Source organism: Mesorhizobium sp. (assembly GCF_005063415.1).
Lineage (GTDB): Bacteria > Pseudomonadota > Alphaproteobacteria > Rhizobiales > Rhizobiaceae > Mesorhizobium.
Genome location: NZ_SUEG01000164.1, coordinates 1 through 10,812, shown reverse-complemented (window position 1 = coordinate 10,812; position 10,812 = coordinate 1). Strand labels below are relative to the sequence as shown.

12 protein-coding genes are annotated in these 10,812 nt (G+C 62.7%); 4 read left to right on the top strand and 8 right to left on the bottom strand.

Annotated elements, in window-relative coordinates; all coding sequences use genetic code 11:
• The 3 genes from E5W70_RS27600 to betI all read right to left on the bottom strand — a co-directional run.
• A partial coding sequence (locus E5W70_RS27600; RefSeq protein ID WP_292664426.1) for a pyridoxal-phosphate dependent enzyme occupies window positions 1–384 on the bottom strand: 384 nt, incomplete at its 3' end.
• Window positions 381–1,910 (bottom strand): choline-sulfatase, encoded by a 1,530-nt coding sequence (gene betC / locus E5W70_RS27595; protein WP_292664425.1) that lies wholly within the window; start codon window positions 1,908–1,910, stop codon window positions 381–383. The genes betC and E5W70_RS27600, both read right to left, overlap by 4 nt.
• Window positions 1,907–2,497, bottom strand: a complete 591-nt coding sequence (betI, locus tag E5W70_RS27590) for a transcriptional regulator BetI (protein ID WP_292664422.1) — start codon at window positions 2,495–2,497, stop codon at window positions 1,907–1,909. Before betI ends, betC begins: the two co-directional genes overlap by 4 nt.
• A gap of 224 nt (window positions 2,498–2,721) precedes the next feature.
• Here betI and E5W70_RS27585 point away from each other — a divergent pair, with 224 nt between their 5' ends.
• On the top strand, window positions 2,722–3,888 hold the full coding sequence (locus E5W70_RS27585; protein ID WP_292664420.1) for an acetyl-CoA acetyltransferase: 1,167 nt from the start codon (window positions 2,722–2,724) through the stop codon (window positions 3,886–3,888).
• A 26-nt stretch (window positions 3,889–3,914) separates the two neighbouring features.
• Window positions 3,915–4,919, top strand: coding sequence for an asparaginase (locus tag E5W70_RS27580; RefSeq protein ID WP_292664418.1), 1,005 nt, complete (start codon window positions 3,915–3,917; stop codon window positions 4,917–4,919).
• Here E5W70_RS27580 and E5W70_RS27575 read toward each other — a convergent pair.
• Both E5W70_RS27575 and E5W70_RS27570 read right to left on the bottom strand, forming a co-directional pair.
• Window positions 4,912–6,288 (bottom strand): TIGR03808 family TAT-translocated repetitive protein, encoded by a 1,377-nt coding sequence (locus tag E5W70_RS27575; protein WP_292664416.1) that lies wholly within the window; start codon window positions 6,286–6,288, stop codon window positions 4,912–4,914. The two genes, E5W70_RS27580 and E5W70_RS27575, sit on opposite strands and share 8 nt — an antisense overlap.
• A gap of 154 nt (window positions 6,289–6,442) precedes the next feature.
• Complete coding sequence (locus E5W70_RS27570) at window positions 6,443–7,033, bottom strand: TetR/AcrR family transcriptional regulator (RefSeq protein WP_292664414.1); 591 nt, start codon at window positions 7,031–7,033, stop codon at window positions 6,443–6,445.
• A 157-nt stretch (window positions 7,034–7,190) separates the two neighbouring features.
• On the opposite strand from E5W70_RS27570, the gene E5W70_RS27565 reads away from it, so the two are divergent.
• Window positions 7,191–8,069, top strand: a complete 879-nt coding sequence (locus E5W70_RS27565; protein ID WP_292664412.1) for a class I SAM-dependent methyltransferase — start codon at window positions 7,191–7,193, stop codon at window positions 8,067–8,069.
• Window positions 8,070–8,143: 74 nt separating this feature from the next.
• A complete protein-coding gene (locus E5W70_RS27560; protein ID WP_292664410.1) occupies window positions 8,144–8,617 on the top strand; it encodes a GreA/GreB family elongation factor in 474 nt (157 codons plus the stop codon).
• On the opposite strand, the gene E5W70_RS27555 is transcribed toward E5W70_RS27560, so the two are convergent.
• From E5W70_RS27555 to E5W70_RS27545, 3 genes are all read right to left on the bottom strand, one after another.
• Window positions 8,614–9,003 carry a type II toxin-antitoxin system death-on-curing family toxin gene (locus tag E5W70_RS27555; RefSeq protein WP_292664408.1) on the bottom strand — a complete coding sequence of 130 codons (390 nt, stop codon included), beginning with the start codon at window positions 9,001–9,003 and terminating at the stop codon, window positions 8,614–8,616. The two genes, E5W70_RS27560 and E5W70_RS27555, sit on opposite strands and share 4 nt — an antisense overlap.
• Window positions 9,000–9,221: an AbrB/MazE/SpoVT family DNA-binding domain-containing protein gene (locus E5W70_RS27550; protein ID WP_292664406.1), complete on the bottom strand. Its 222-nt coding sequence runs from the start codon at window positions 9,219–9,221 to the stop codon at window positions 9,000–9,002. Before E5W70_RS27550 ends, E5W70_RS27555 begins: the two co-directional genes overlap by 4 nt.
• A 73-nt stretch (window positions 9,222–9,294) precedes the next feature.
• Window positions 9,295–10,812, bottom strand: a 1,518-nt coding sequence (locus E5W70_RS27545; RefSeq protein WP_292664404.1) for a methylmalonyl-CoA mutase family protein, incomplete at its 5' end; no start/stop codon positions are given.

Below are 10,812 nucleotides of genomic sequence, written 5' to 3'. Positions count from 1 at the left end.
CCCGTAACCATCGTCATGCCGATCGACGCGCCGGCCGCCAAACGCGATGCCACGTCGGGCTATGGCGCCCGTGTCGTGCTGACCGACCATGGCAAGCGCCTGGCCTGCCGCTGCCAGCCCTTGCGCGAAATTGCCGGAGGAATAGGCGACGACGCCCATTTTGGCTTCGTCGGGCGACAGCCGCTTCAGCCGCCAATAGGCGCCGCGCACCTTGAACGATCCGGCCCATTGCAGCGACTCGGCCTTGACGAAGACGCGGGCGGCGCCGGTCTCGCGGGCGAGTGCCGCCGATTCCAGCAGCGGTGTGATCTGCGTCGCCTTCGAGGTGACGGCATAGGCCTGCCTGAGATGGTCGAGCGAGGGGACGAGACTGTCTGCCATCATTTGCCTCGCGGGAAGCGCTTCTGCTGTTCGAGCAGGTCGAGGTTCATGTGATTGCGCATGTAGCGCTCCGATGCTTTCTGCAGCGGCTGGAATTCCCAAGGATAATGGGTGCCGTTGCGCAGCGCCGGGTAGACCACCCAGCGGCGTGCCTGGCTGGCACGCACCGCGGCATCGAACGCCGCCATGTCCCAGCGCGCCCGCACGTTGTCGGTGAAAGCGGCCACCAAAGCCGCATTGGCCGGATCGGCGGCGAGGTTGGTCAATTCCCGCGGATCCGATTCAAGATCAAACAGTTGCGGCGCGTCGATCTCGCAATGGATGAATTTGTAGCGGCCCTCGCGCATCGCCACCATCGGCGCATTGGAGCCTTCGGCCGCATATTCCATCAGCACCGGCGCGGAGCGTTTCTTTCCGTTTAGCAGCGGCAGCAGCGACTGGCCGTCGGTCCACGGCGCAATCGCGCTGATGTCGATGCCGGCGAGATCGCAAAGCGTCGGCGTCACGTCGAGATTGGAAACCGGCGTCTCGATCAGCCCGGCGTGTATGCTCTTGCCGGCGATCATCAGCGGCACCCGCGCCGAACCCTCGAAAAAGCACATCTTGAACCACAGCCCGCGCTCGCCGAGCATGTCGCCATGGTCCGAGCAGAACAGGATGATCGTGTCGTCGAGCATGCGCGTAAGCTCGAGCACGGACAGCAATTCGCCGAGCTTGTCGTCGAGATATGAGATGTTGGCGAAATAGCCGCGCCGCGCGCGGCGGATCTGCTCCGTGGTGATATCGAAGCTGTCATAGTCGCTGGCGCGGTAGAGTCGCTGCGAATGCGGGTCCTGCCTGTCGTAAGGAATGAAGCCGACCTCAGGCTCAAGCGCCGGGCAATCCTCGTAGAGGTCCCAGTAGCGCCGCCGTGCGACGTAGGGATCGTGCGGATGGGTAAAGGAAACCGTCAAGCACCAGGGCCGATGTGCGGCATCGTCGGAGGCGCGGGCAAAATCATAAAGCTTCTGCGCTGCATGGAAGGCGACCTCGTCGTCATATTCCAGCTGGTTGGTGATCTCGGCGGTACCGGCGCCGCTCACCGAGCCGAGATTGTGATACCACCAGTCGATGCGCTCGCCGGGTTTGCGATAGTCGGGTGTCCAGCCGAAATCGGCCGGATAGATGTCGGTGGTCAGCCGCTCCTCGAAACCGTGCAACTGGTCCGGCCCGACGAAATGCATCTTGCCGGAGAGGCAGGTGTGATAACCTGCGGCGCGCAGATGATGGGCAAAGGTCGGGATCGAAGACGCGAATTCGGCGGCGTTGTCATAGACCCCGGTGCGTGACGGCAACTGGCCGCTCATGAATGCGGCGCGGCCCGGCGCGCAGAGCGGCGAGGCGGTGTAATTGTTGCAAAAACGCGCCGAACGTGTGGCCAGCGCCTTCAGATGCGGCGCGTGCAGGAAGTCCGCCGGCCCATCCGGAAACAGCGTTCCGTTGAGCTGATCGACCATCACGATCAGGATGTTGGGTCGCTTGGATGTCACTGCTTCTGCCGTCCGCTGAGCTTCGTTTCGAGATAGTCCTCGACCAGTGCAATCGCGGTCGCGGCATCGGGGACGCCGTCCTTCAGCGCGCGCCTGATATAGAGCCCGTCGATCAGTGCCGCCGTCGCTTCGGCGACCTGGTCGGCCTCGCTTCTCGGCAGGATGCCGGCCAGCCCGCTGAGCAGATTGGAATGCAGCCGCCGCGCATAGACCTTGAGCAGCCGGCGAAGTGCTGCCGATTTCTGCGCTTCGACATAAAAGGCGAGCCAGGCGGCGATCGTTTCGGGCTGGAACTGGATGTCGGAGAAATTGACCGCGACCACTGCCGAGACGCGCTGGCGCGCCGTGCCGGCCGCGCGAAGTGCACGGCGCGTGTCGGCGGTGAGCTCGCTCAGGATGTGCCGCATGGTCGCCAACAGCAATTCGTCCTTGGCGCCGAAATAATGGTGGGCAAGCGCCGAGGACACGCCGGCGCGCCCGGCGATTTCCGACATCGTCACATCAAGCGAACCGCGTTCGCCGATCGCCGAGATCGTTGCGTCGATGAGCGCCCTGCGGCGCAACGGTTCCATTCCGAGTTTCGGCATTCTTGCTCCGGCCTGTCGTGGCAAGATTATTTTTTATTGACGCGTCAATCAACAAAAATCCAGCCTGATTTGCTGGCAAAAGCCAGGCACTATGACCAGATGATCAAGATCAAGCGATTGTGCGGTTCTGGCCCCTTCACGAAGCCGGCGGAACGGTTCATGCTTGAACAATGTTGATGCGCGCGCAGTATCGCGTAGCCCGGGTCCACAGGATGGAGATCGCCATGACAGCATGCATCGTCGGTTGGGCGCATTCGCGCTTCGGCAAGCTCGAAGGCGAGACGCTGGAGGGCCTGATCACCAAGGTGGCAGTCGAGGCGCTCGATCATGCCGGCATCGGTCCGGATGACGTCGACGAGATCGTGCTCGGCCACTTTAACGCCGGGTTTTCCGCCCAGGATTTCACCGCGAGCCTAGTCCTCCAGGCCGATGACCGGCTGCGCTTCAAGCCGGCGACCCGCGTCGAGAACGCCTGCGCCACCGGCTCGGCGGCGGTCAGGCAAGGGATCCGCGCCATCGACGCCAATGCCGCCCGTATCGTGCTGGTGGTCGGCGCCGAGCAGATGACGACGACGCCCGGTCCCGAGATCGGCAAGAACCTGCTCAAGGCCTCGTATCTGCCGGAGGACGGTGACACGCCGGCAGGCTTCGCCGGCGTCTTCGGCAAGATCGCCCAAGCCTATTTCCAGCGCTACGGCGACCAGTCGGATGCGCTGGCGATGATCGCCGCCAAGAACCACAAGAACGGCGTCGACAATCCCTACGCGCAGATGCGCAAGGATTTCGGCTACGAGTTCTGCCGGCAGGAAAGCGAGAAGAACCCCTTCGTCGCCGGTCCGCTGAAGCGCACAGACTGCTCGCTGGTGTCGGACGGTGCCGCCGCGCTTGTCCTTGCCGACACGGCCACGGCGCTGAAGATGCGCCGCGCGGTCGCCTTCCGCGCCAATGCGCATGTGCAGGATTTCCTGCCGATGTCGAAGCGCGACATTCTCGCCTTCGAAGGCTGTGAGCAGGCCTGGAACCAGGCGCTGAAGCAGGCGGGCGTGACGCTCGGCGACCTGTCCTTCGTCGAGACGCATGACTGTTTCACCATCGCCGAACTGATCGAGTATGAGGCGATGGGCCTGGCAAAGCCGGGCGAGGGCGCTAAGCTGGCCTTGGATGGCGAGACGGCGAAAGATGGAAGGCTGCCGGTCAATCCGTCGGGCGGGCTGAAGGCCAAGGGCCATCCGATCGGCGCCACCGGTGTATCGATGCATGTGCTGAGCGCCATGCAGCTCGTCGGCGAGGCGGGCGGCATCCAGGTACCGGGAGCAAAGCTCGGCGGCATCTTCAACATGGGTGGTGCTGCGGTCGCCAACTACGTTTCCATTCTCGACCGGATCAGATAAACCCGCCCGCAGTTGCGGGAGGTGGCATGACAAATCCGGTTCTGGTCGAAGTTTTGCGCGGTGCAATCGTCGAGAGCGCGCATCGCGGCGCTGTTGCCGTATTCGACGCCGACGGCAAGGCCGTCTGGGAGATCGGCGACACGGCACAGCCGGTGTTCCCGCGTTCGGCGGTCAAGGCGATCCAGGCGCTGCCGCTGGTCGAGAGCGGCGCTGCCGATGCCTACGGCTTCGGCGATCGGGAGCTGGCGCTGGCCTGCGCCTCGCATTCCGGCGAGCCGCCACATGTCGAGCTCGCGCGCGCCATGCTGGCGAAGGCCGGCCTGGACGAGACGGCACTCGAATGCGGCGCGCATTGGCCGTCGAGCCATGGGGCGACGCTGGCGCTTGCCCGCGCCGGCAGCGTGCCGAACGCGCTGCACAACAATTGTTCCGGCAAGCACTCAGGTTTCCTATGCACCTGCGTTCACAGCGGCATCGCCCATCGTGGTTACGTCAAGGCTGGCCATGCCTTGCAGGAGATGGTGCGCGAAGCGATGCAGGCGGTGACCGGTGCTGCCCATGACGCCGATCACCGCGCCACCGACGGCTGCTCGATTCCGACCTATGCCGTGCCGTTGCGCAGCTTTGCCCTTGGCTTTGCGCGCATGGCGACAGGTGCCGGCTTCGAGCCGGTGCGCGCCCGGGCGGCGAAGCGGCTGCTTTCTGCTTGCATGGCCGAGCCGTTTTTCGTCGCCGGCACGGGCAGGTCCGACGTCGCGATGATGGAGGCCGCGCCCGGGCGGATTTTCGTCAAGGGAGGCGCCGAAGGAGTTTTTTGTGCAGCCCTTCCGGAGCTTGGCCTTGGCGTCGCGCTGAAGTGCGACGATGGCGCCGGCCGCGCCGCTGAAGTCATGGTCGCGGCCGTGCTGGCAAAGCTTTTGCAAGCCGATCAGGCGCTGGCTGCAAAGTTGATCGAACAGGCAAATGCGCCTATCGAAAGCCGGATCGGCGCCAAGGTCGGCGCGCTCCGGCCCACCGCCGCCCTCAACTGACGTGGTTGCGCTCGACGGTCAAATGCGCATAGCCGGCATTGCCTGACGCGGCGAAGTCGCCGGTTACCGGCTCGGCCCAGCGCTGGCCGACGATCGCGCCGTTCTGGACCCCGTCGATGACATTGTCGGAAATGATTGCCGTCCCGGCACCTTCGACCACGGTGACGACGATACCGGTCCCTGCCTTGCGGATGACGTTTCCCGTGGCGACCACATTGCGCATGAACGGTCCCCAGCCGATCTGCATGCCATAGAGCGGCGCATTCTCGACGACATTGCCGGAAACTGTGGTGTCTGCCTCGACGCTGATGCCGACGCCGAAGCCGGGCGCGTCGGCAGGGTAGGGGCCGCTGGTCGACAGATTGCGGACGATGTTGCCGGAGCAGACGCCCATGCGGCCGCCTTCGTTGAAATTGACGATCGAAATGCCGTTGGCGGCGCCATCGACGATGTTATTGCCGATGACGGCGCCTTCGAATGAGAATTCGGAATACACGGCCGTTTCGCCCGAGCGCGAGCAGGTATTGCCGGTGATCTGCAAATTGCTGGCACTGTTGGCGCGGATCGCCGAAAACGCGCAATCCGAAACGATATTGCCGGAGATGATGACGTTGCCGGCGCGGAAGGCATTGATGCCGTTGCCGTTCTGGCCGGTTCCGCCGCCGCGCGCCTGGATGCGTTCGACGCGGTTGCCGCTGACGATGGTGCCGTCTTCCGCCGCCTGCCAGCGGTGCACGAGGATGCCGCCATTGGCGCAGTCGGAGACGCTATTGCCTGATATTTCGAGGCCATCGGCCTCGACCGAATAGATGCCGGCGTCGGCCGCACCGGATATCTCCGAGCGCTCGATGCGGCCCGAGGCGTGCTCCAGCGCCAGGCCGTTCTTGCCGCTGCCGGTAATCTGGCAGTTGTCGACGACCAGATGGGCGATGCGGCGCAGATCGAGCAGGCCTTGCGTGTAGTCGCCCATCCAGCGGTTGCTGCCATCGAACACCAACCCGCTGAGTTCGATACGCTCGGCCTGTTCGGCCATGATGAGATGGCCATTGCCGCCGTAGACGATCCGCGATGCGCCCGGCACGCCGGACAGGCGTACCCGGCCGGGCAGCGACAGGTTGGAAACGACATAGATCCCCGGCGGCAGGAACACCGGCATGTCGTGGTCGTGCGCGTCGCGCAGCAGCTTGGTGAAAGCCTTGCTTTGGTCGTCAAGCGCGCCGGGCCGGACGCCGAGCTCGGTCGCGTTGATCGCCCCGCGCATCGCGGCTTTCTCGATGCCGGGCAGATTTTTCGCCGCTGCCTTGCCGAGCGAAAGCCCCATGACGGCAAAGCCGGCGGTCTGTGCAAGCAGCGTTCGTCTGTTCAACATCGGCACAGATTCTTTGCGTTCGACGGTCGCGCCGCAGGATTCGTGCCAGACTAGCCCGGTCGAACTCGTGGTGAAAATCTGAAGCTTGCTAGTCAAGACGGAATATCGCTTGCGACCTTTCTATGGGCGATCAATCGAAGCCTCTTTTTGGCCTCTATTCGATCCTCGTTGGCTCGGCGAACACCGCATTTACCCCGTTGAAGGCAAGTTGCCGGAATATCTGGTCGATCTCCGCGGGGGACAGCTTCGTATCCGTCTCAAGCCACCAGTGCATCACTTCAAAGAACGCGCCAACGATGAAGCGTGTGGCGATCTCAAGTCTGCCTCCGCCTTCATCACCTTGGATATTCGCCAATTCATTGCGAACCTGCCTGCTTATCCAGCCGCGGATCTCTTCTGGCATTTCGCGCTTTTTCCCACCCATCAGCGCACGGTGCATCTCCCGCGTGGCGTGAGCATGCTCGAACACCGGACCGCTGAAGGAAAAACCCTTTGCATTTCTCTGCGAATGGCGTTCGGCACCGGGTGCCTGCAAGCTCTTAATATGCTCGTCGATCGTTGCTTTCCTCAAGCAGTCCTTGTCGGGATAATGCGTGTAAAAAGTCGAGCGGCCGACATCGGCTTCCCTGCAGATATCCTCGACCGTGATCGCCGTATACCCGTTCTCTGTGGTCAGCCTGAAGAGCGCCTGCTGCAGTCGGCTACGGGTCCTGGCGACCCGACGATCGATCGATCCGGCTGGCATCGGCAACATCCTTTTTCCGGTCATAGGCCACCAAAACCGTCCAGTATTGGGCGCGCCGGTGCGATGTGGCCAGTAAAACTGATACTGGACACAGTGTCCAATATCATATGCTCCTATGGAAGGCCCATCGCGAGGCCGGCCGGCAGGAGATGAGGCAATGCACCAACGCCTTTTTGGAACAATAGTTGGCGGGCATGCGTTGGTCGCGCTCGTCAAAGTGGCCGTGGTGCTTGCTGCATTTTTCTCTTTGGGACAGGCAAATGCGCTCTTTTCCTTGGGAATTCCCGTCCTTCTGCTTCATGCCGGTGCACTCGCCGTAATCGCAAGCCTATTGATATGGCAAAGCGCTCACGGACGGCTGTCCGCCAAGGCCCGCAGACCGGTCGCCGGAGAGGAGAAGGCGCCGCATGTCGGCATCACGCTTCATTCCGCCGCCCTGTACGATATGCTGGCGTGGCTTCTGACTTTCGGCCGCGAACGCACTTTTCGCGAAAGGATACTAAGCTTTGCGAAGCTGAAACCGGGAGAAGTGGTCCTGGATGTCGGGTGCGGTACCGGCACCACCGCGCTCCTCGCCAGAAGAAAGGTGGGGCCGGCGGGGCGTGTGGACGGCGTCGACGCCTCCGCCGAAATGGTTGCGCGCGCGACGGCAAAGGCCCGGCTAGCAGGGTTACAAGTCGGGTTCTCGACCGCCACCGCCCAGGAACTGCCTTTCAAGGATGGGGAATTTGATGTCGTCCTCAGCACGCTGATGTTCCACCATCTTCCAAAGAAGGGCCGCGAGGAATTCGGCGGAGAAGCCTTGCGCGTCCTGAAGCCGGGCGGTCGTGTGCTCATCGTCGATTTTGCAAAACCGCCGCGCCAGAAGAGTACCTTTCGGCTCCACCGGCATGGGCACGTCGATTTGGACAAAGTTGCAGCGGATCTCGGGCGGCACGGCTTCAATGTCGTTGAGCGAGGCGATGTCGGAACCAAGGGGCTCCGCTATCTAGTTGCGCAACCGGACCCCAAGCGGCTGTCTAATGCCGGGCATTGAGCTCAGATTTTCGTCACTAGCCTCTTCATCAGCAATGGCTTGTGGAGTCGCCATTCCAAGCCTAAGTTCGACAGATGAGCAGGGCCTTCACCCGCGAGGAAGACAGCGAAAACGCCATCGCCGGCATCGGCGAGCGGCCGATCAGCCATCACCGCAATCTGGTGACGGAACGCGGCCTGGCGCTGATCGATGCGGAGGTGGCCGCTCTGCGGGACGAACTGGGCAGAGCCGAAAAGAGGGCCGACCGCGAGCGCATCGCGCTGGTGTCGCGCGATCTTCGCTATTGGACGGCGCGGCGTGAAAGCGCCGAGCTTTCGGTGCCGGAACCGGGCAGCGACATGGTTCGCTTCGGCATGGGCGTCACCCTGGAAAGCGACGGCGGCAAGAAGGTGCACTGGAAGATCGTCGGCGAGGACGAAGCCAATCCGGCCAAGGGGACAATTTCCCATATGTCGCCGATGGCGATGGCACTGTTCGGCAAGAAGGTCGGCGAAGTTGCCGTGGTCAATGGCAAAGAATGGGAGATCGTCAAGCTCTCCGACAGTTAGTCTTCGAGCTTGACGACATGGTCGCGGAAGAACGCCGCGGCACCGGCCTCGTCGATTTCGCCGGCGGCGACGCCCATGACGAATTCGTAAAGCATGCCGTCATTGGCCGACAGGGCATAACCATTCACAATCAGAAATGCGCCGGCCGCGACAATGGCCGTGCGTTTGTTGCCGTCGACAAAGGCATGATTTCTGGCAATGCCGAAGACATAGGCGGCTGCGAGTTCTTCAACCGACGGGTCGCCGTAGTTGGCCTTGTTCTCGGCGCGTGCGAGCGCCGATTCAAGGGCATTTTCATCCCTCAAGCCTTGTGCTCCGCCGTGTCGGTGCAACTGCTCCGCGTGCATCGCTTCGACTGCACGCCGCGTCAGAAACTCCGAACTCATTCTGCGAGCTTCTGAAGCGCGACCTTGTATTTGTTCATGACCTCGCGGGCAGCTTTCATTTGCCGCTCAAAGCGGTCGTCCACCGGCTTCAGCGCAAGACCGTCACCTGTTTCAACGATTTGAAGCTGGTCGCCGGCCTTCAGGTTCAGACGATCGAGAAGCTCCTTCGGCAGGATCACGCCTTCGGAATTGCCGATCTTGCGAATGGTCGTGTTCATGGTGAGACATCCTATTGCAACGCTGATTATAACTCAGTGTGTTTCTCGTTACAACAGATATTATAACAAAGCGTCAGCCGGCCTGCAGCAGCCGGTCCATCAGCCGCTCCGCCGCTTCCGGGATGACCGTGCCGGGCGGGAAGATTTCAGTGGCGCCTGCCTGCCGGACTGCATCGTAATCCTGCGGCGGGATGACGCCGCCGGCGACGATCAGCATGTCGTCGCGGCCGAGCTTCTTCAGCGCATGCTTGAGTTCGGGAATGAGTGTCAAATGGCCCGCAGCCAGCGACGAGGCGCCGACGATGTGCACGTCATGCTCGACGGCCAGCCTGGCGATCTCGTCCGGCGTCTGGAACATCGGCCCGACGGTGACGTCGAAGCCGAGGTCGGCAAAGGCGGTGGCGATCACTTTCTGGCCGCGATCATGGCCGTCTTGCCCCATCTTGGCGACCAGAATGCGCGGCTTGCCGCCGGACTTCTCCTCGAACGCTACGATCTTGTCCTGCAGCCGGTCGACCACTGGATTGTCGCCGAGCGCGTTGCGGTAGACGCCGGAGATCGTCTGCACCGAGGCGACATGGCGGCCGAAAACCTTTTCCAGCGCCAGCGAAATCTCGCCGACCGTGGCGTCGGCGCGTGCGGCCCGGATGGCGAATTCCAGCAGGTTTTCGTTACTCCCGGCGGCACGGGTCAGCGCATCGAGCGCGCTCTCGACGGCGGCGACGTCACGCGTGCCTTTCAGCCGCTGCAGCTTCGACAATTGCCGTGCCCTGACTTCGGCATTGTCGATCTTCAGCACGTCGACTTCGATGTCCGTCCCGGGCTGGTGGGCATTGACGCCGACCACGATCTGTTCGCCGGAATCGATGCGCGCCTGGGTGCGCGCGGCAGCCTCTTCGATTCGCAGCTTCGGTAGACCCTTTTCGATCGCCGTGGCCATGCCGCCGAGGCTCTCGACCTCCTCGATATGCGCAAGCGCACGCGCCGCCAGATCATGCGTCAACCGTTCGACATAGGCGGAGCCGCCCCACGGGTCGATGATGCGCGTCGTGCCGGACTCTTTCTGCAGGATGAGCTGTGTGTTGCGGGCGATGCGGGCCGAATGGTCGGTCGGCAGCGCCATTGCCTCGTCGAAGGAATTGGTGTGCAGCGACTGCGTATGCCCTTGAGTCGCCGCCATCGCCTCGATCATGGTGCGGATGATGTTGTTGTAGGGATCCTGCGCCGTCAGCGACCAGCCCGAAGTCTGGCAATGGGTGCGAAGTGACAGCGAGCGCTCGTCCTTCGGCGAAAAGTTCTTCAGCATCAGGCTGGCCCACAAAAGGCGCGCTGCTCTCAGCTTCGCGACTTCCATGAAGAAATTCATGCCGATCGCCCAGAAGAAGGAAAGGCGCGGCGCGAAACGGTCGATGTCGAGGCCGGCCGCGACGCCGGCGCGGGCATATTCGATACCGTCGGCAATCGTGTAGGCGAGTTCAAGGTCCGCCGTCGCTCCCGCCTCCTGCATGTGGTAGCCGGAGATCGAGATCGAATTGAACTTCGGCATATGCGTCGACGTGTAGGAAAAAATGTCCGACACGATCCGCATCGA

What these genes read in the sequence shown, in the direction of transcription:
- betI (WP_292664422.1), bottom strand. Translation starts at nt 2,497, where the DNA reads ATGCCGAAACTCGGAATGGAACCGTTGCGCCGCAGGGCGCTCATCGAC.
- E5W70_RS27585 (WP_292664420.1), top strand. Translation starts at nt 2,722, where the DNA reads ATGACAGCATGCATCGTCGGTTGGGCGCATTCGCGCTTCGGCAAGCTC.
- E5W70_RS27580 (WP_292664418.1), top strand. Translation starts at nt 3,915, where the DNA reads ATGACAAATCCGGTTCTGGTCGAAGTTTTGCGCGGTGCAATCGTCGAG.
- E5W70_RS27575 (WP_292664416.1), bottom strand. Translation starts at nt 6,288, where the DNA reads ATGTTGAACAGACGAACGCTGCTTGCACAGACCGCCGGCTTTGCCGTC.
- E5W70_RS27570 (WP_292664414.1), bottom strand. Translation starts at nt 7,033, where the DNA reads ATGCCAGCCGGATCGATCGATCGTCGGGTCGCCAGGACCCGTAGCCGA.
- E5W70_RS27565 (WP_292664412.1), top strand. Translation starts at nt 7,191, where the DNA reads ATGCACCAACGCCTTTTTGGAACAATAGTTGGCGGGCATGCGTTGGTC.
- E5W70_RS27560 (WP_292664410.1), top strand. Translation starts at nt 8,144, where the DNA reads ATGAGCAGGGCCTTCACCCGCGAGGAAGACAGCGAAAACGCCATCGCC.
- E5W70_RS27555 (WP_292664408.1), bottom strand. Translation starts at nt 9,003, where the DNA reads ATGAGTTCGGAGTTTCTGACGCGGCGTGCAGTCGAAGCGATGCACGCG.
- E5W70_RS27550 (WP_292664406.1), bottom strand. Translation starts at nt 9,221, where the DNA reads ATGAACACGACCATTCGCAAGATCGGCAATTCCGAAGGCGTGATCCTG.